The 21,894-nt window shown below is 76.7% G+C and carries 2 protein-coding genes; both read left to right on the top strand.

Annotated features, from left to right (window positions below; genetic code table 11):
• Positions 1–44 precede the first annotated feature (44 nt).
• The gene (locus MQV74_RS04775; RefSeq protein ID WP_242714758.1) at positions 45–11,780 is read left to right on the top strand and encodes a type I polyketide synthase; all 11,736 of its coding nucleotides are present in this window, start codon (positions 45–47) and stop codon (positions 11,778–11,780) included.
• Complete coding sequence (locus tag MQV74_RS04770; RefSeq protein ID WP_242714757.1) at positions 11,777–21,883, top strand: SDR family NAD(P)-dependent oxidoreductase; 10,107 nt, start codon at positions 11,777–11,779, stop codon at positions 21,881–21,883. The genes MQV74_RS04775 and MQV74_RS04770 overlap by 4 nt, the downstream gene beginning before the upstream one ends.
• Positions 21,884–21,894: the final 11 nt, after the last annotated feature.

Raw genomic sequence — 21,894 nt, 5'->3', positions numbered from 1 at the left:
GCCCTTCCTCCGACCGCCCCGCGTACCGAAGGTGACGATGCACGGTGAATGACGACAAGCTGCGCGACTATCTCAAGCGGGTGGCCGCCGACCTGCACCGGACCAAGCAGCGCCTCGGCGAGGCCGAGGCGAGGGACCGGGAACCGATCGCCGTCGTCGCGATGGGCTGCCGCTTCCCCGGCGGCGTCCGCACCCCCGAGGACCTGTGGCGGCTCGTGTCCACGGGCACCGACGCGATCACGCCCTTCCCCGCCGACCGAGGCTGGGACCTGGCCGCCCTGCACGACCCGACGGGGGAGAGGCCCGGCAGCACGTACAGCGCCGAGGGCGGCTTCCTCGACGACGCGGCCGCGTTCGACCCCGGCTTCTTCGGGATATCTCCGCGCGAGGCCCTCGCCATGGACCCGCAGCAGCGCCTCCTCCTGGAGACCACCTGGGAGACCTTCGAGCGCGCCGGCATCGACCCGCACGCCCTGCGCGGCAGCCGCACCGGCGTCTTCGCCGGAGTGATGTACCAGGACTACGCGGTGCGCCTGCGCCAGGTGCCCGACGACGTCCAGGGTTACCTGGGCAACGGCAGCTCCGACAGCGTCGCCTCCGGCCGCATCGCCTACACCTTCGGCCTCGAAGGCCCCGCCGTCTCCGTCGACACCGCCTGCTCCTCCTCGCTCGTCGCCCTCCACCTGGCCTGCCAGGCGCTCCGCCAGGGCGACTGCGCGCTCGCCCTCGCGGGCGGGGCCATGGTGATGTCCACGCCGGTGCCGTTCGTCGAGATGAGCCGGCAGAACGGCCTCGCGGCGGACGGGCGCTGCAAGTCCTTCGCGGCCGCCGCCGACGGCACCGGCTGGGGCGAGGGCGTCGGCATGCTCCTCCTGGAGCGCCTTTCCGACGCGCGCCGGGGCGGCCACCCCGTGCTCGCCCTGGTCCGCGGCTCCGCCGTCAACCAGGACGGCGCCAGCAGTCGCCTCACCGCCCCCAACGGCCCCTCCCAGCAGCGCGTCATCCGCCAGGCCCTCGCGAACGCCCGGCTCGCCCCGGCCGACGTCGACGTCGTCGAGGCCCACGGCACCGGCACCCCGCTCGGCGATCCCATCGAGGCCCAGGCCCTGCTCGCCACGTACGGGCGCGAGCACACCGCCGAACAGCCGCTGCTGCTCGGCTCGCTGAAGTCCAACATCGGCCACACCCAGGCCGCCGCCGGAGTCGGCGGCGTCATCAAGATGATCCTCGCCATGCGCCACGGCGAGGTGCCGCCGTCCCTGCACGGCGGCGCCCTCACCCCCCAGGTCGACTGGTCGCCGGGGACCCTGCGGCTCGTCACCGAGGCCACGCCGTGGCCCGGCACGGGGCGCCCGCGCCGCGCCGCCGTCTCCTCCTTCGGCGTCAGCGGCACCAACGGCCACGTCGTCCTCGAACAGGCCGAGCCCACCGAGGAGCCCACCGCCGACAGGGACCGCACCGGACCCGTGCCCTGGCTGGTCTCCGCACGCGACCCGCAGGCCCTGCGCGCCCAGGCCGCCGCGCTCCACGCCCATCTGACGCGGCACCCCGCGCTGCACCCGGCGGACGTCGCCCACACCCTGGCGACCGGCCGCGCCGCCCACGAACAGCGCGCCGCACTCGTCGCCGACGACCGGCAGACGCTGCTCGACGCCCTGGACGCGCTCGCCCGCGACACGGACCCGCTGCCCCCGGGCTGCACGCGCGGCACGGCCCGCACCGGCGAGGCCGTCGCCTTCGTCTTTCCCGGCCAGGGCACCCAGTGGCCCGGCATGGCCCGCGAACTCCTCGACGCCTCACCGGTGTTCGCCGCCCGCCTGGCCGAGTGCGCCGAAGCCCTGGCCCCGCACACCGACTGGTCGCTCCTCGACGTCCTGCGCGAAGCCCCCGACGCACCCTCCCTCGACCGCGTGGACGTCGTCCAGCCCGCCCTGTTCGCGGTGATGGTCTCCCTCGCCGAGGTGTGGCGCGCCCACGGCGTCGAGCCCGCCGCCGTCGTCGGGCACAGCCAGGGCGAGATGGCCGCCGCGTGCGTGGCCGGGGCGCTCACCCTCGCCGACGCCGCGCAGGTCGTCGCCGTACGCGCCAAGGCGCTGCGGGCCCTCGCCGGACGCGGCGGCATGGCGTCGGTGTCGCTCCCCGCCGACCGGGTCCGCGAGCGCATCGCGCCCTGGGGCGGGCGGATCGCCGTCGCCGCCGTGAACGGCCCCTCCTCCGTCGCCGTCTCCGGCGACCCCGAGGCCCTCGCCGCACTCCTCGCCGCCCTCGAAGCCGACGGCGTAAGGGCCCGCCCCATCCCCGTCGACTACGCCTCGCACGGCCCCCATGTCGAGGAGATCCAGGTTGAGTTGACGGACGCGCTCGCGGGCATCACGCCCCGCACCGCCGACGTCCCCTTCTACTCGACCGTCACCGGCGGCCTCCTGGACACCGCACGCCTCGACGCCTCCTACTGGTACGAGAACCTGCGCCGCACCGTGCGCTTCGACGAGGCCGCGCGCGCCCTGTTCACCGACGGACACCGCGTCCTCGTCGAGGTCAGCGCGCACCCCGTGCTCACCGCCGCTCTCCAGGACACCGCCGACGCCACCGGCACCGACGCGCTGGCCCTCGGCACGCTGCGCCGCGACGACGGCGGCCCGCGGCGGCTGCTCACCGCGCTCACGGAACTGCACGTACGGGGCGTGCCCGTCGACTGGGACGCGGCCCTCGCCGGGCAGCGCCCGCACCGCGTCGACCTGCCCACCTACGCCTTCCAGCGGGAGCGCTACTGGCTGGAGGACTCCGGGTCGCCCGCGGGCGACCCCGTCTCGGTCGGGCTCACCCCCTCCGGGCACCCGCTGCTCGGCGCCGTCGTCGCCCTGGCCGACACCGAAGGACTGCTGCTCACCGGCAGGCTCTCGCTGCGCACCCACCCCTGGCTCGCCGACCACGCCGTCCAGGGCAGCGCCCTGCTGCCCGGCACCGCCTTCCTGGAACTCGCCGTCCTCGCGGGCGACCACACCGGCTGCCCCCGCGTCGACGACCTCACCCTCGAAGCGCCCCTGACACTGCCCCAGGACGGCGGCGTCGTGCTGCGCCTCTCCGTCGGCGCGCCCGCCCCCGACGGCACCCGCACCCTCGCCCTGCACGCCAGGCCCGACGACCCCGACACGGACGAGGAGTGGACCCGCCACGCCACCGGCGTCCTCGCCCCGCGCACCCCCGCCCCGGCCCCCGCCGCACCCACGGCCTGGCCCCCGCCCGGCGCCACCCCCCTCGACCTCGACGGCATGTACGCCCGCTACGCCGAGGGCGGCTTCGCCTACGGCCCCGCCTTCCAGGGCCTCACGGCGGCGTGGCGGCTCGGCGACGACCTGTACGCCGAGGCCGAACTCCCGGCCGGACTCCGCCAGGACGCCGCGCGGTTCGCCCTGCACCCGGCGCTGCTCGACGCCGCCCTGCACGCCACCGGGCTCACCGCCGACGCGGCCGACGGCGGCCGGATGCCGTTCGCCTGGTCCGGTGCCGCCCTGCACGCCTCGGGCGCCACCGCGCTGCGCATGCGCCTGACCGCGACCGGCACCGACACCCTCGCCCTCGACGTCACCGACGCCGCAGGCCGCCCCCTGGCCGCCGTGGAGTGCCTGACCCTGCGCCCGGCCGCGGCCGCGCCCGGCGCGGGCCGAACCCACCACGACGCGCTGTTCCGCGTGGAGTGGACCCCCCTCGCCCGCCCGCGGGCCGGGACGGACACCGCCCCCGTGGCCGTCGGCCCGCATTCCTTCGGCCTGCCGCACGCACACCCCGACCTGCCCGCGTTCCTCGCCGCCCTCGACGCGGGCGCCCCCGCCCCCGGCACGGTCCTGCTCGCGGAACTGCCCCACGGCGAGGGCGGAACGGGCAGCGCCGACACGGGCGCGGCACGCCACGCCCTCCACCGGACCCTGGAAGCCCTCCAGACCTGGCTCGCCGACGAGCGCCTCGCCGGCACCCGCCTCGCCGTCGTCACCCGGGGCGCGGTCGCCGCCGCCCCCGGCGAGAGCCCCGCCGACCCGGCCCGCGCCGCCGTGTGGGGCCTGCTGCGCTCCGCCCAGTCCGAACACCCCGGCCGCTTCGTCCTGCTGGACCTGGACGCCGGGGCGGGCACGGAAGCCGTGGTCGCGGCCCTCGCCGCCGACGAGCCGCAGCTCGCCCTGCGCGGCGACACCCTCCTCGCCCCGCGCCTCGGCAAGGTCCCCGCCGACGCCCCGGCGCCGGTCGCCCTCGACCCGGACGGCACCGTCCTGGTCACCGGCGGCACCGGCCTGCTCGGCTCCCGCGTGGCCCGCCACCTCGTGACCCACCACGGCGTGCGCCACCTCCTGCTCGCGGGCCGCTCCGGACCGGACGCGCCGGGCGCCGCCGAGGCCGTCACGGAACTCGCCGCGCTCGGCGCCCAGGTCACCGTCGCCGCCTGCGACGCCGCCGACCGCGCCGCGCTCGCCGCCCTCCTCGACGGCGTTCCCGCCGACCACCCCCTGACGGCCGTGGTGCACGCGGCGGGCGCCCTCGACGACGGCGTCGTCACCTCCCTCACGCCCGACCGCATCGACACGGTCCTGCGCCCCAAGGCCGACGCCGCGCTCCACCTCCACGAGCTCACCCAGGACCTCGACCTGAAGGCCTTCGTCCTCTTCTCCTCGGCGGCGGGCACCTTCGGCGGCCCCGGACAGGGCAACTACGCCGCCGCCAACGCCTACGTCGACGCCCTCGCCCAGTGGCGCCACGCCCGCGGCCTGCCCGCGCGGTCCCTCGCCTGGACCCTGTGGGAACAGCGCTCCGCCCTCACCGGCCACCTCGACGACGCCGACGTGCGCCGCCTCGCCCGCTCCGGCATGCCCGCGCTCACCACCGAACAGGGCCTCGCCCTCTTCGACGCGGCCCTCACCGTCGACGCGCCCGCGCTCGTCCCGCTCCGGCTCGACCGCCGCGCCCTGCGGGCCCGGGCCGCGGAGGGCGAACCGGTGCCGCCGCTCCTGCGCGCCCTGGTACGCGTCCCCGTGCGCAGAGCCGCGGCCGCCGCCCTCACCGCGGACACGGGCACCTCCCTGGCCGAACGCCTCGCCGCGCTGCCGGAGGCCGAACAGCGGCGCACCCTCGTCCAATTGGTGTGCGCGCAGGCCGCCGCGGTCCTCGGGCACACCTCCGGCAGCGCGGTGGCCCCCGCACGGGCCTTCCGCGACCTCGGCTTCGACTCCCTCGCCTCCGTCGAGCTCCGCAACCGCCTGGGCGCCGCCACCGGGCTCCGCCTGCCCGCCACGCTGGTCTTCGACCACCCGTCCCCGGAAGCCCTCGCCGGGCTCCTGCGGGACGAACTGGCCGGGACGGCCACCGGGGCGACCGCACCCGTGCCGGTGGTGTCCGCCGCGGACGAGCCGGTCGCCGTCGTCGCGATGGGCTGCCGCTTCCCCGGCGCCGTCCGCACCCCGGAGGACCTGTGGCGCCTCGTCGCCTCCGGCACCGACGGCATCGGTGACTTCCCCACGGACCGGGGCTGGGACCTCGACGCCCTCTACGACCCCGACCCCGGCCACACCGGCACCTCGTACGTGCGGGAAGGCGGGTTCCTCACCGGCGCCGGGGACTTCGACGCCGACTTCTTCGGGATCTCGCCCCGCGAGGCCATCGCCATGGACCCGCAGCAGCGCCTGCTGCTCACCATCACCTGGGAGGCCTTCGAACGGGCGGGCATCGACCCGGCCGCGCTGCGCGGAACCCCCACGGGCGTCTTCGTCGGCCTGATGCAGCAGGACTACGCCGTACGGCTCCTGCCGCACATCCCCGAGGACGTCGAGGGCTTCCTCGGCACCGGCAACTCCGGCAGCGTCGTCTCCGGCCGCATCGCCTACGCCTTCGGCCTCGAAGGCCCGGCCCTCACCATCGACACGGCCTGCTCCTCCTCCCTGGTGGCCCTGCACACCGCGGTGCAGTCGCTGCGGCGCGGCGAGTGCGCGCTCGCCGTCGCGGGCGGCGTCACCGTGATGTCGAGCCCCGAACTCTTCGTGGAGTTCAGCCGCCAGGGAGGCCTCGCCGCCGACGGCCGCTGCAAGTCCTTCGCGGCGGCCGCGGACGGCACCAGCTTCGGCGAAGGCGCCGGAATGCTCGTCCTGGAGCGTTTGTCGGATGCTCGTCGCCACGGTCATCCGGTGCTCGCGGTGGTGCGGGGCAGTGCGGTGAACCAGGACGGTGCGAGCAATGGTCTGACGGCTCCGAACGGTCCGTCGCAGCAGCGGGTGATCCGTGCGGCGCTCGCGGATGCGGGGTTGTCGGCGAAGGACGTGGACGCGGTGGAGGCCCATGGCACGGGTACGCGCTTGGGTGATCCGATCGAGGCGCAGGCGTTGCTGGCGGCGTACGGTCAAGAGCGTCTGGAGGAGCGGCCGTTGTGGCTGGGCTCCCTCAAGTCCAACATCGGCCACACCTCCGCGGCGGCCGGTGTCGCCGGTGTCATGAAGATGGTTCTGGCGATGCGCCACGGCCTGCTGCCCCGGACCCTCCACGTCGACGAACCCACCCCGCAGGTCGACTGGTCGACCGGCGACGTACGGCTGCTCACCGAGGCGCGGGCCTGGGAGACCGGGGGCGGGCCGCGACGAGCAGGTGTCTCGTCGTTCGGCGTGAGCGGGACGAACGCGCACGTGATCGTGGAGGAGGTGCCGCAGGAGTCCGAGGCGGCCGGGGCTTCCGAGGTGGGTGGGCCGGTGCCGTGGGTGGTGTCGGCGCGGTCACCGCAGGCCTTGCGGGCGCAGGCGGAGCGGTTGCTTGAGGTGTGCGGCAAGGAGGACGTACGGATCTCGGACGTCGCGCTGTCGCTGGTCGGGACCCGGGCACTCCACGAGCACCGCGCCGTGGTGGCTGGCGGTCGTGACCAACTGCTCGTGGGGTTGCGGGCGTTGGTGGTGGGTGAGCCGTCGTCGTGTGTGGTGGCGGGTGGGGTGTCGGTGTCTGGGGGGACGGTGTTTGTGTTTCCGGGGCAGGGGGCGCAGTGGGTGGGGATGGCGCGTGAGTTGCTGGATGAGTCGTCTGTGTTTGCGGGGTTGATGGGGGAGTGTGAGGCGGCGTTGGGGCCTTATGTGGAGTGGTCGTTGGTGGAGGTGGTGCGTTCGGGTGTGGGGTTTGAGCGGGTGGATGTGGTGCAGCCGGTGTTGTTTGCGGTGATGGTGTCGTTGGCGCGGTGGTGGCGGGTGTTTGGTGTGGTGGCGGATGCGGTGGTGGGGCATTCGCAGGGGGAGATCGCTGCGGCGGTGGTGGCTGGTGGGCTGTCTTTGGAGGACGGGGCGCGGGTGGTGGCGTTGCGCAGCCGTGCGATCGTGCGGCTTGCGGGGAGCGGTGGGATGGTGTCGCTGGCCCTGTCTTCGGCCGAGGTGGAGGAGCGCCTCGCTGGGTGGGGTGGGCGGTTGTCGGTGGCGGCGGTCAACGGCCCTTCGGCGGTGGTGGTGTCCGGTGACACCGATGCCCTGGATGAGCTGGTGGAGGGCTGTGGGGCCGAGGGTGTTCGGGCGCGTCGTATCGATGTGGACTACGCCTCTCATTCGGCCCATGTGGAGCGCATCGAGGCCGAGCTCCTGGAGGCGCTGGAGGGGATCTCGCCGTCCTCGTCAGAGGTGCCGCTGTTTTCCACGGTGACGGGTGAGTGGCTGGACACCTCGGTGATGGATGCCGGGTACTGGTACACCAACCTGCGCCGCACGGTGGCGTTCGAGCCCGCGATCCGTGCCCTCGCAGGTGAGGGCTTTGGTGCGTTCGTGGAGGTCAGTCCGCACCCGGTCCTGACGGTGGCGGTCGAGGCGACCTTGGAGTCGGCCGAAAGTACGGCTGTGGTGCTGGGCACCTTGCGCCGGGACCAGGGTGGTCTGGAGCGCATGCTCCTGGCGCTCGGGCAGGCTCATGTCCACGGCCTTTCCGTGGACTGGGCGCCGCTGTTCGAGGGGACCGGTGCCACCCGCGTCGAGCTGCCCACCTACCCCTTCCAGGAGCGCCGTCTCTGGCTGGACGTTCCGACGACGAGCTGGGACGTCGCGTCGGCGGGCCTGGGGACGACGGGGCACCCGCTGCTCGGTGCCGCTGTGGAGGTCGCCGACACGGGTGAACTCCTGTGCACCGGACGGCTTTCACGGCGTACGCACCCGTGGCTCGCCGAACACACCGTCCAGGGCGTCGCCCTGCTGCCCGGCACCGCCTTGCTGGAGCTCGCCCTGCGCGCTGCCGCCGAGGCCGATTGCGCCACGGTGGACGAACTCACGCTGGGCGCACCGCTCGTGCTCCCGGAGGAGGGCGCCGTCCTCGTACAGGTGCGGCTCGGCGCACCCGACGCGGACGGGCGGCGCGCGCTCGACCTCTTCTCCCGGGCCGAGCGCGAAGCCGAGGGCAGGCAGCCGTCGTGGACGCCCCATGCCTCCGGCACCGTCACCCCCGCCGCGCGGCCCGCGGGGCCCGCGCTCATCGCCTGGCCGCCGCCCGGCGCCGAGGCCGTGGACGTCGAGGGCCTGTACGAGCGGTTCGCCGCCGCCGGGTACGCGTACGGGCCCACGTTCCAGGGCATCCGCGCCGCCTGGGCGCGGGACGGCGAGGTGTGCGCCGAACTCGTCCTGGACGAAAGGCAGCACGCCGACGCGCCCGCGTACGCCGTGCATCCGGCGCTGCTCGACGCCGCCCTCCAGACGGCCGCGCTGCTGCCGGGCCGCGACGACACCGCGCGCCTCCCGTTCAGCTGGAGTGACGTCACCGCACACGACGCGGGGGCCACGGCCGTCCGGGTGCGGCTCACCGCCGACGGGCCGGACGCCGTCGGCCTCGCCGTGTACGACCTCGCGGGGCAGGAGGTCCTGTCGGCCGGTTCGCTCGCGCTGCGTCCCCTGGCCGCGGGCGGGCTGCGGCAGGCGGGCCAGGACCGGGACGGGCTGCACCGCGTGGAGTGGGTGCCCGCGCCCGACGCCGACATCACGTTGGGGGAGGGGAGCTGGGCCCGCCTGGAGGACCTGCGCGCGGAGCCGGACGCCGCGGTGCCCGCCGTGGTCGTCGCGGACTGCCCGTGGCCCGACGGCGCCGAAGACCCCGGGGACGAGGTCGCGTCGCTGCACGCCGCCACCGCCCACGGCCTCGCACTGGTGCAGGAGTGGCTGGCCGACGAGCGATTCGCCGACGCCACGCTCGCCGTCGTCACCCGGGGCGCGGTGCGCACCGCGCCCGGCGACCGCGCGGCCGCCCTGGCCCAGTCCGGGGTGTGGGGGCTGCTGCGGACCGCGCAGACCGAGCACCCCGGCCGCTTCGTGCTCGTGGACCTCGACGCCCTGCCGGAGTCCCGTGCCGCCCTGCCCACCGTGCTCGCCGGGGGCGAGCCCCAGACGGCCGTGCGGCACGGCGAAGCGCTCGTGCCGCGCCTCACCGCGGGGCCGGGCCGGGACACCCTCGTGCCGCCCGCGGGCGACGAGTCGGCCTGGACGGTCGGGCTCGCCGGGGACGGCGCGGTCGACGGACTCGCGGCCGTCCCCGCCCCGGCCGCGCTCGCGCCCCTCGGCGCGGGCCAGGTCCGCATCGCCGTACGGGCCGCGGGCCTGAACTTCCACGACGTGGTGGTGTCGCTCGGGCTCGACCCCGACCAGGCGGTGCTCGGCAGCGAGGGCGCGGGCGTCGTCCTGGAAGTGGGCCCGGGCGTCGACGACCTCGCGCCCGGCGACCGCGTCCTCGGCGTCTTCGGCGGGGCCTTCGGGCCCACGGCGGTCGCCGACCGGCGCACCCTCGCCCGCATCCCCGCGGGCTGGACCTTCGCGCAGGCCGCCGCGGTGCCGATCGTCTTCCTCACCGCGTACTACGGCCTGTTCGACCTGGGCGGCCTGCGCGCCGGCCAGTCGGTCCTGGTGCACGCGGCGGCGGGCGGCGTCGGCATGGCCGCCGTGCAGCTCGCCCGGCACGCCGGGGCCGAGGTGTACGGCACGGCGAGCCCGGCCAAGTGGGACGTGCTGCGCGCCTCCGGCCTGGACGACGGGCACATCGCCTCCACGCGCACCCTGGACTTCGCCGAGCGGCTCCTCGACGCCACCGGCGGCCGCGGCGTGGACGTCGTACTGGACTGTCTGGCAAGGGAGTTCGTGGACGCCTCCCTGCGGCTCCTGCCGCGCGGCGGACACTTCGTGGAGATGGGCAAGACCGACGTGCGCGACCCCGACGAGGTGGCCCGCGACCACCCCGGCGTGCGCTACCGGGCCTTCGACCTGATGGAGGCGGGCGCGGAACGGGTGGGTGCCATGCTCGCCGAGGTCCTGGCCCTGTTCGAGCGGGGCGTCCTCACGCCGCTGCCCGTCACCTGCTGGGACCTGCGGCAGGCCCCGCAGGCCTTCCGGCACCTGAGCAAGGCCCGGCACATCGGCAAGAACGTCCTGACCCTGCCCGCGCCCCTCGACCCCGACGGCACCGTCCTGATCACCGGCGGCACCGGCACGCTCGGCGGGCTCGTGGCCCGCCACCTGGCCACCGCGCACGGCGTCCGCCATCTGCTCCTGACGGGGCGCACCGGCATGAACGCCCACGGCGCCGAGCGCCTGGTGCGCGACCTCACCGACGCGGGCGCCGAGGTGACCGTCGCCGCCTGTGACGTGAGCGACCGCACCGCCCTGGCCGGGCTCCTCGCGGAGGTCCCCGACGCCCACCCCCTGACCGGGGTCGTCCACGCCGCCGGAGTCCTCGACGACGCCACCGTCGCCGCGCTCGCCCCCGAGCGGCTCGACCGCGTCCTCGCGCCCAAGGCGGACGCCGCGCTCGCCCTGCACGAGCTGACCCGCGACCACGACCTGGCCGCCTTCGTGCTGTTCTCGTCCGGAGCCGCGCTGCTCGGCGGCGCGGGACAGGCCAACTACGCCGCCGCCAACGCCGCCCTCGACGCGCTGGCCGCCGCCCGTCGCGCCGAGGGCCTGCCCGCCGTGTCCGTCGCCTGGGGCATGTGGCGGGAGCGCAGCGCCCTGACCGCGCACCTCAGCGACGCCGACGTGCGCAAGATGGCGCGCGGCGGCGTCGGGGCCCTCACCACCGACGCGGCGCTCGCCCTCTTCGACGCCGCCCTCACCGCGGCACAGCCGCACGTCCTGGCCGCCGCCGTCGACACCGCGGCCCTGCGCGCGGCCACCGCCACCGGCTCCCCGCTGCCGCCGCTGCTCAGCGGACTCCTGCCGACCGCCCGGCGCGCCCCCGCCCCGCGCGCGGCCGCCGCACCCACCGGGCCCTCGCTCGCCGGGCAGCTGGCGGACCTGGCCCCCGCCGAGGCGCACCGCGCCCTGCTGGACCTGGTGCGCGGCCACGCCGCCGCGGTGCTCGGCCACGCCTCCACCGAACTGATCGGCGGGGAGCGGCCGTTCAAGGACCTGGGCTTCGACTCCCTCACCGGTGTCGAGCTCCGCAACCGGCTGGCCTCCGGCACCGGGACGCGGCTGCCCGCCGCGCTCGTCTTCGACCACCCCACGCCCGACGCGCTCGCCCGCTACCTCGCCGAACGGCTCCTCGCCGACACCGGCGGCGCGGCCGGTCCTCCGGGGACGGCCGAGCTCGACCGCCTGGACGCCCTCGTCGGCGAACTGGCCGCCGCCGGGCCCGACGGCGACCGGCGGCGCACGGACCTCGCCCGGCGGCTGCGCGGCGCCCTCGCCCGCCTCGAAGGGGCCGCGGCCGACGGCACGGAGCGGGACGGACCGGACGCGGCCGACGCCATCGAGTCCGCCACCAACGAAGAGATCTTCGACCTGATCGACAAGGAGCTGGGCATCTCGTGAGTCCCGTCCAGGGCCCGCAGAACGAGCAGAAGCTGCGCGACTACCTCAACCGCGTCACCATCGACCTGCGCGACACCCGCCGACGGCTGCGCGAGGCCGAGGCCAGGAGCCACGAGCCGATCGCCGTCGTCTCGATGAGCTGCCGCTTCCCCGGCGGCGTCCGCACCCCCGAGGAGCTGTGGGACCTCCTCGTCGCCGGCCGCGACACCGTGACGACCGTGCCCGGCGACCGCGGCTGGGACACCGCGCTGCTCACGGCGGACGGCGTGCCCTGCCGGGGCGCGTTCGTCGACGGCGCCGCCGACTTCGACGCCGAGTTCTTCGCCGTGTCCCCGCACGAGGCCGTGGCCATGGACCCGCAGCAGCGGCTGCTGCTCCAGGCCGCCTGGGAGGCCGTCGAACGCGCGGGCATCGACCCGGCGTCCCTGCGCGCCAGCCGCACCGGAGTGTTCGCCGCCGCCATCGACCAGGGCTACGCCCAGCTGGGCACGGGCGCACCCGACACCGTGCGGGGCTTCTTGATGACTGGCAACTCGATGAGCGTCATGTCGGGGCGCGTCGCCTACGCGCTCGGCCTGGAGGGGCCCGCCGTCACCGTCGACACCGCCTGCTCCGCGTCGCTCGTCGCCCTGCACCAGGCGGCCCGGGCCCTGCGCGCCGACGAGTGCTCGCTCGCCCTGACCGGCGGCGTGACGGTGATGTCGCGGCCCTCCGTGTTCACCGAGTTCAGCCGCCAGGGCGCCATGTCCCGGGACGGGCGGTGCAAGCCGTTCTCCGCCGCCGCCGACGGCACCGGCTGGGGCGAGGGCGTCGGCATGCTCCTCCTGGAGCGCCTGTCCGACGCCCGCCGCAACGGCCACCCCGTCCTCGCCGTCCTGCGCGGCTCCGCCGTCAACCAGGACGGAGCCAGCAACGGCCTCACCGCCCCCAACGGACCCTCCCAGCAGCGCGTCATCCAGGCCGCGCTCGCCGACGCGGGCCTGTCCTCCGCCGACGTCGACGCCGTGGAGGCCCACGGCACCGGCACCACCCTCGGCGACCCCATCGAGGCCGACGCGCTGCTCGCCACCTACGGCCGGGGACGCCCCGCCGAACGGCCGCTGTGGCTCGGCTCGCTCAAGTCCAACATCGGCCACACCCAGGCCGCCGCCGGAGTCGCGGGCGTCATCAAGACGGTCCTGGCCCTGCGCCACGGCCTGCTGCCCCGCTCCCTGCACATCACCGAGCCGACACCGCACGCGGACTGGTCCGCGGGCTCCGTCGCCCTCCTGACCGAGGCCCGGCAGTGGCCCGCCACGGACCGACCGCGGCGCGCGGGCGTCTCGTCCTTCGGCATGAGCGGCACCAACGCCCACGTCATCCTGGAACAGGCCCCCGGGCCCCAGGAACAGGACCCCCAGCCGCGGCCGGCGAGCGAGACTCCCCCCGCCGTCCCGTGCCTGCTCTCGGGGCGCACCGCCGCCGCCCTGCGCGACCAGGCCGTACGCCTCAAGGCGCGGGTCGCCGCCGACCCGCAGGCCCGTCCCGTCGACATCGGCCACGCGCTCGCCACCACGCGCACCGGCTTCGTACACCGGGCCGCCGTGACGGCCGGCGACCGCGACGAGCTCCTCTCCCTCCTCACGGAGGTGGCCCGGGACCCGGAGAACGCCGCGGTCGCCGTCACCGGCGCCGCCGAGCCCGCGCCCGGCCGGATCGCCCTGGTCTTCCCCGGGCAGGGCTCCCAATGGCCCGGCATGGGCCGCGAACTCCTCGACGCCGCACCTGAGTTCGCGCGGTCCATGGCCGCCTGCGAGGACGCGCTCGCCCCGCACGTGGACTGGTCGCTGCGGGACGTCGTCCGCGCCGCGCCGGGTGCGGCGCCGCTCGACCGGGTCGACGTCGTCCAGCCCGCGCTGTTCGCCACGATGGTGTCCCTGGCCGCGCTCTGGCGCTCCTGGGGCGTCGTGCCGGACGCCGTGGTGGGCCATTCGCAGGGCGAGATCGCGGCGGCCGTGGTCGCCGGCGCCCTGTCCCTGGAGGACGGGGCGAAGGTCGTCGCCCTGCGCAGCCGCGCCATCGCCGCGCTCGCGGGCGACGGCGGCATGGTCTCCCTCGCCGTACCGCGCGAGCGGGCCGACGAACTGATCGCCCCGTGGGCCGGACGCCTGTCCGTCGCCGCCCTCAACGGGCCCGCCGCCGTCGTGGTCTCCGGCGACGCGGCCGCCCTCGCCGAGCTGACGGCCCGCTGCGCGGAGCGCGCCGTCAGCGCCCGCACGATCCCCGTCGACTACGCCTCGCACTCGGCCCACGTGGAGCGCGTCCAGGACGAGGTCCTGACGGCCCTCGCCGGGATCACCCCGGCCGCCGCGCACGTCCCCCTCTTCTCCACCGTCACGGGGGAGTGGCTGGACACCACGACGATGGACGCCGCGTACTGGTACCGCAACCTCCGCGAGGCCGTGCGCTTCGCCCCCGCGGTCCGCGCCCTCGCCGAGCAGGGCCACGGCGTGTTCCTCGAAGTGTCCCCGCACCCGGTCCTCACCGGGTCCGTCCAGGACACCGCCGAGGACGCGGGCGCCGTCGCCCCCGTCGTCACCGGCACCCTCCGCCGCGACGAGGGCGGCCTGTGCCGCGCCCTCACCTCCGCGACCGAACTGTGGGTCCGCGGCGTCCCCGTGGACTGGCCCCGCGTGTACGAGGGCCGCGGCGCCCGGCGCGTCGACCTGCCCACCTACCCCTTCCAGCAGCGCCGCCACTGGCTCACGCCCGCCGCGCCCTCCGCCGACGCCGACCGCCGCACCACCGAGGACCCGTACGACGACTGGCACTACCGCGTCGACTGGCAGCCCGTCCCCGACCCGGCGGCCCCCGCGCTCGACGGGACGTGGCTGGTCCTGACCCCCGAGGGGCACGAGGAGGACGGCACGGTACGCGCCCTGCGCGCCCACGGGGCGGAGGTCCGCACGGCCGAGCTCACCGCGACCGGCGAGGAGGGCAGCGACCGCGTCCGGCTCGCCGCCGCCCTCACCGCCGCCGCCGACGGACGCCCCCTCGCCGGAGTCCTCTCCCTGCTCGGGCTCGACGACCGGCCGCACCCCCGCCACCCGGGGCTCCCCACCGGCACCGCCCTCACCCTCGCGCTCGTCCAGGCGCTCGGGGACCTCGGGACCGAAGCACCGCTGTGGTGCGCCACCCGAGGAGCCGTCTCCACGGGGACGGGCGACCCGGTCACCGCGCCCGCGCAAGCACAGGTGTGGGGCACCGGCATGGTCGCCGCGCTCGAACACCCGCGCCGCTGGGGCGGTTTGATCGACCTGCCCGAGGCGCTCGACGCCCGCGCCGGAGAACGGCTGTGCGCCGCGCTCGGCGGCGTCGGCGGCGAGGACCAGCTCGCCGTGCGCGCGGGCGGCCTCCACGCCCGGCGCCTGGTCCGCGCGCCCCGCCCCACGGCCCGCCCCGGCCGCACCTGGCGGCCCCGCGGCACGGTCCTGCTCACCGGCGGCACCGGCGCCCTCGGCCCCCACCTCGCCCGCTGGCTCGCGCGCGCCGGAGCCGACCGCCTCGTCCTGCCCGGACGGCGCGGCGCCGACGTCCCCGGAGCCGCCGAACTCACCGCCGAGCTCGCCGAGTTCGGTACGACGGTCACGATGCCCGGCTGCGACCTGGCCGACCGCGCCCAGGTCGAGCGGCTCCTCGCCGGCCTCGACGCCGAGGGCACCCCCGTCACCGCCGTCGTGCACGCCGCCGCGTACATCGCGCTCGCCCCGCTGGACACCATCCCCGTCGAGGCGTACGAGCGGGTCGTCGCCGCCAAGGCCGCGGGCGCCGCCCACCTCGACGCGCTCCTCGACCGCGAGCTCGACGCGTTCGTCCTCTTCTCGTCCATCGCGGGCGTGTGGGGCAGCGGCGACCACGGCGCGTACTCCGCGGCCAACGCCCACCTCGACGCCCTCGCCCAGCACCGGCGCGGTCGCGGCCTGACCGCGACCACCGTCGACTGGGGCATCTGGCGGGCCGAGAACCCGTGGGCGCCGCCCGCCGACGACGCGGACGCCGATCTGTTCAACCTCGAAGAGCACGGGCTGCCCCGGATCGACGCCGAGCGGGCCCTCGCCGCCCTCCAGCGGATCCTAGACGACGACGAGACGCTCGTGACCGTCGCCGACGTCGACTGGGAGCAGTTCGCCCCGGTGTTCACCTCCGGCCGCCCCAGCCCGCTCCTGGCGGGCGTCGCCGAGGCCCGCCGCGCCCTGGCGGGGCAGGACGGCGACGACCGGGCCCCGGCCGCCGCCGAGCTGCGCGGCCGCCTCGCCGCGCTCCGGCGGCCCGCCGAGCGGTCCCGGCTGCTCCTCGGCCTCGTCCGCGAGCACGCCGCCGCCGTGCTCGGCCACGACTCCGCCGAAGCCGTGCCGCCCGGCAGGGCCTTCCAGGAGCTCGGCTTCGCGTCCCTGACCGCGGTCGAACTCCGCAACCGCCTCACCCGGGCGACCGGCCTGCGCCTGCCGTCGACCCTCGTCTTCGACCACCCCTCGGCCACCGCCCTCGCCGACCATCTGAAGGCCCGCCTGCTCGGCGTGGAGGAGGCGGAACGGGAGACCCCGGAGCCCGCCCGTGCGGCCGCCGACGAGCCCCTCGCCGTCGTCTCCATGGGCTGCCGCCTGCCCGGCGGCATCACCACGCCCGACGCGCTGTGGCGGCTCCTGGCCGACCGCGGCGACGCCGTCAGCGGATTTCCCACCGGACGTGGCTGGGACCTCGACGCGCTCTACGACCCCGACCCGGAGAACCCGGGCACCGTCACCACCCGGCACGGCGGATTCCTGCACGACGCGGCCGACTTCGACCCGGCGTTCTTCGGCATCTCACCGCGCGAGGCCCTCGCCATGGACCCGCAGCAGCGCCTCCTCCTGGAGACCTCCTGGGAGGCCCTGGAGCGCGCGGGCCTGGACCCGCAGGCCCTGCGCGGCAGCCGCACCGGCGTCTTCACCGGCGTCAACTACAGCGACTACGCCTCCGCCGTGGCCCGCTCCACGGAGGGCGAGGGCCACCTCCTCACCGGCAGCGCGCCCAGCGTGGTCTCCGGCCGCGTCGCCTACACCCTGGGCCTGGAGGGGCCCGCCGTCACCGTCGACACCGCCTGCTCCTCCTCGCTGGTCGCACTGCACCTGGCCGCCCGGGCGCTGCGCGCGGGCGACTGCTCGCTCGCCCTGGTCGGCGGAGTCGCCGTGATGGCGACGCCCGGCGCCCTCGTCAGCTTCTCGCGGCAGCGCGGCCTCGCCGCCGACGGCCGCTGCAAGGCGTTCGGGGACACCGCCGACGGCATGGGCATGAGCGAGGGCGCCGGAGTGCTCCTCGTCGAACGCCTCAGTGACGCCCGCCGGGGCGGCCACCCCGTCCTCGCCGTCCTGCGCGGCTCCGCCGTCAACCAGGACGGCGCGAGCAACGGCCTCTCCGCCCCCAACGGGCCGAGCCAGCAGCGCGTGATCCGCGCCGCGCTCGCCGACGCGGGACTCTCCGGCGCGGACGTCGACGTGGTGGAGGCGCACGGCACCGGCACCACCCTGGGCGACCCCATCGAGGCCCAGGCGCTCCTTGCCACCTACGGCCAGGACCGGCCCGAGGGACGCCCCCTCCTCGTCGGCTCCCTGAAGTCCAACATCGGTCACACCCAAGCCCTTTCAGGTGTCGCGGGCGTCATGAAGACGGTCCTGGCCCTGCGCCACGCCACCGTCCCCGCCACCCTCCACGCCGAGAAGCCCACCACCCACGTGGACTGGAGCGCGGGTGACGTGGAGCTCGTCACCGAGGCCGAGGAGTGGCCCGACACGGGCAGGCCCCGCCGCGCGGGCGTCTCCTCCTTCGGGCTCAGCGGCACCAACGCCCACGTCGTCCTGGAACAGGCCCCGGAGCCCGCCGCGCCGGAGCCCGAGCGCACCCGCACCGCCCCCGCCCTGCCCTGGGTCCTGTCGGCCAGGTCCGCCGACGCCCTGCGCGACCAGGCCGGACGCCTCCTCCAGCACCTGACGGGCACGGAATCGGGCACGGAAGCGGACACCGAAACGGACACGGCTGCGCGCCCGCCCGCCCCGGTGGACGTCGCCCTGTCCCTCACCGGCCGCACGCCCTTCCCGCACCGCGCCGTCCTCGTCGGCGGCCACGACCGGCTCCTGCCCGCCCTGCGGGAGTGGGCCAAGGGCGCGGCCCCCGCCGTGAGCGGCCTCGCGGACACCGACGGACGCACCGTCCTGATGTTCCCGGGGCAGGGCTCCCAGTGGACCGGAATGGCCCGGCAACTCCTCGACGAGGCGCCGGAGTTCGCCGAGGCCCTGCACGCCTGCGCGGCCGCGCTCGCCCCGCACGTCGACTGGTCCCTGCTCGACGTGGTGCGCGACGGCACCGGCCTGGACCGCGTCGACGTGGTCCAGCCCGTCCTGTTCGCCGTGATGGTGTCGCTGGCCCGGCTGTGGCGCGCCTACGGCGTGGTCCCCGACGCCGTCGTCGGACACTCCCAGGGCGAGATCGCCGCCGCCGTGGTGGCCGGCGCCCTGTCCCTGGAGGACGGGGCGAAGGTGGTCGCCCTGCGCAGCCGCGCGATCGCCAGGCTCGCCGGGCACGGCGGCATGGTCTCGCTCGCGCTGCCCGCGCGGCAAGCCGCCGACCGGATCGCCGCCTGGCCCGGGCGCCTCTCGGTCGCGGCCGTCAACGGCCCGTCGGCCGTGGTGGTCTCGGGCGACGCCGACGCCCTGGACGCACTCCTGGAAGCCTGCGCGGCTGACGGCGTACGGGCCCGGCGCGTCGACGTCACGTACGCCTCCCACTGCGCCCACATGGACCGCCTCGAAGTCGAACTCCTCAACGCGCTCAAGGACATCGAACCCACCGCCGCCGACGTCCCGCTGTACTCCACGGTGACGGACGAGTGGCTGGACACCTCCCGGATGGACGCCCGCTACTGGTACGCCAACCTCCGCCGCACGGTGGGCTTCGAGTCCGCGGTGCGTGCGCTCGCGGCCGCGGGGCACCGCACGTACATCGAGGTCAGCCCGCACCCGGTGCTCATTCCTGCGGTCGAGGAGACCCTGGAGTCGGCCGGTGCCGACGCCGCCGTGCTCGGGACGCTGCGGCGCGGCGAGGGCGGCACCGAACGCCTGCTGCTCTCCCTCGGCGAGGCCTGGGCCCACGGCGTCCCCGTCGACTGGTCGCCGCTCTTCGCGGGCACCGGCGCCCGCCGCGTCGACCTGCCCACGTACGCCTTCCAGCACCAGGCGTACTGGGCGGTGCCCGGACCGGGGGCCGACGGCGACGTCACCGCCGCGGGCCTCGGCAGCACCGGGCACCCGCTGCTCACAGCGGCCGCCGAACTCGCCGGGACCGGTGAGGTCCTGCTGAGCGGCCGCATCTCGGTGCGCAGCCACCCCTGGCTCGCCGACCACGCCGTGTCCGGCGTCGTCCTGCTGCCCGGCGCCGCGTTCGTCGACCTCGCGGTGCGCGCGGGCGACGAGGCCGGGTGCCCCGTCGTGGAGGAACTCACCCTCCAGGCGCCGCTGGTGCTTCCCGCGTCCGGTGGTGTCCGGATCCAGGTGCGGGTGGGCGCCCCGGACGCCAACGGCCGCCGGACCCTGGACGTGCACTCCCGGCCGGAGGACGCCACCGACGCCCCGTGGACGGCGCACGCCACCGGAGCCCTGGCCGAAGCGGCCGGGCAGGAAGCGCCGGTGACCGAAGGCGACTGGCCCCCGGCCGGTGCCGAGCCGGTCGACGTCGGCGACCTGTACGCGCGCTTCGCCGCGTCCGGGTACGGATACGGCCCGGCCTTCCAGGGCCTGCGCACCGCCTGGCGGCGCGGCGGCGACCTGTTCACCGAGGTGTCCCTCGGCCAGGAACAGCACCCGGCGGCCGCCGCCTTCGGCATCCACCCCGCCCTGCTCGACGCCGCGCTCCAGGGCCTGTGGCTCGCCCCCGGCACCGGGAGCGGGCCCGACCTCGAACCGGGCACCGCGCGGCTGCCCTTCGCGTGGACCGGCGTCACCCTGCACGCCTCCGGCGCCACCGAGCTACGGGTGCGCCTGACCCAGGGCGGCGACGGCTCGGTGTCCCTCACCGCGAGCGACCCCTCCGGCCGCCCGGTGGTCACGGTCACCGGCCTCGCCGTGCGCCCCGTCGACGTCGACGCCCTGCGCGGCGCCACCGCACCGGCGGCGCACGACTCCCTCTACCGCCTGGAGTGGACCCCCGTGCCCGTCCCGGCGCCCGCGGGTCCCGTGCCGCCCGCCCGCTGGGCCGCGCTCGGCCCCGGCGTGCCGCTGCCCGACACCTACCCGGGCCTCGCGGACCTCGCCGCGGCCGTCGACCGGGGCGCACCCGTGCCCTACGTGGTCCTCGTGCCCCGCGCCGAAGCCGCCGGTGACGACGCGACGGCCGTCCGCACCCTCCTACGCGACACCCTCACCCTCCTCCAGGACTGGCTCGCCGACGACCGGTTCGCCGACGCCCGCCTGGTGTTCCTCACCCGCGGGGCCGTGTGCGCCGGGCCGGACGACGGGGTGAGCGACCCGGCGGCCGCCGCCCTGCGCGGCCTGGTGCGCTCGGCCCAGTCCGAGCACCCCGACCGCTTCGTCCTCGCCGACGCGCCGGACCACGCCGCGCTGCTCGCCGCGCTGCCCGGCGCCCTGGACCTGGGCGAGCCCCAACTCGCGCTGCGCGGAGCAGAGATGCGCGTCGCCCGGCTCGCCCGGGTGGAGGCGCCGGACAGCGCCGACGAAGCCCCCGTGCCGCTCGACCCCGACGGCACCGTCCTGATCACCGGCGCGGGCGGGGCCCTCGGCGGGCTCGTGGCCCGGCACCTGGTGGCCCGGCACGGGGTGCGCCATCTGCTCCTGGCCGGGCGGCGCGGCGCCGCCACGGCCGGTGCCGAGGCACTCCTGGCCGACCTCCGGGCCCTGGGCGCGGAGGCGGAGTTCGCGGCCTGCGACGTCGCGGAGCCGGACGCCGTGGCGCGGCTCGTCGCGGGCGCGGGCGCCGCGCGTCCGCTCACCGCGGTCGTGCACGCCGCGGGCGTCCTCGACGACGGGGTCGTCGCCTCCCTCACGCCCGAGCGCCTGGACCGCGTCCTGCGGCCCAAGGTCGACGGCGCCCTCGCCCTGCACGAGGCGACCCGCGGCCTGCCGCTGTCCGCGTTCGTCCTCTTCTCGTCCGCCGCGGGCATCATCGGCAACGCGGGCCAGGCCAACTACGCCGCCGCCAACGGCTACCTGGACGCCCTGGCCCAGCGCCGCCGCGCCGACGGGCTGCCCGCCCAGTCCCTCGCCTGGGGCCTGTGGGAGCAGGCCGGTGACATGACGGGCACGCTGGACGCCACCGGGCTGCGGCGGATGACCCGCGGCGGGGTCGCCGCGCTCTCCGACGCCCAGGGGCTCGCCCTGTTCGATACGGCGCTGCGCCGCGCCGACGCCCTGCTCGTGCCCGTGCGCCTCGACACCGCCCGGCTGCGGGCGGGCGCCGCGAGCGGCACCGTGCCCCCGCTCCTGCGCGGCCTCGTCCGCGCCGCCCGGCCCACGGCCGCGCGCGCCGACGCCGCCCAAGTGGCATCGCTGCGCGAGCAGTTGGCCGCCCTGGGCGCCGAGGAGCGCCGGGAGCGGATCGAGCGGCTGGTGCGGGCCCGCGTCGCCGACGTCCTCGGGCACGGCGGCCCCGACGCCATCGACCCGGACCAGGCCTTCAAGGACCTCGGATTCGACTCCCTGACAGCCGTCGACCTGCGCAACCGCCTCAACGCGGCGACCGGCCTGCGCCTGCCCGCGACCCTCGTCTTCGACCACCCCACCCCGGCCGCCGCGGCCGCGTACGTGACCGCGCGCCTCGCCCCGGCCACCGCGGCCGCCGTCCCCCGGCACCCGGACGGCGACCGGGAGCTCCAACGCCGCCTCGCGGCCGTCCCCGTGGCACGGCTGCGCGAGGCCGGGCTCCTGGACGCGCTGCTGCGCCTCACGGAATCCGAGGCCCAGGCCCCGAGCGGGGCGGACGGCGGGGGAGCGGACCCGGCGGACGACCCCGCCGCGATCAGGGAGATGGAACTGGACGGCCTCGTGCGCATGGCACTGGGCGGCGGCGATCGTGCCTGATCCGGCGCGGA

This window comes from Streptomyces sp. AN091965 (genome assembly GCF_022698285.1).
Lineage (GTDB): Bacteria > Actinomycetota > Actinomycetes > Streptomycetales > Streptomycetaceae > Streptomyces.
The sequence above is the reverse complement of the archived record's forward strand: the minus strand, read 5'-3'. Positions and strand labels throughout refer to the sequence as shown.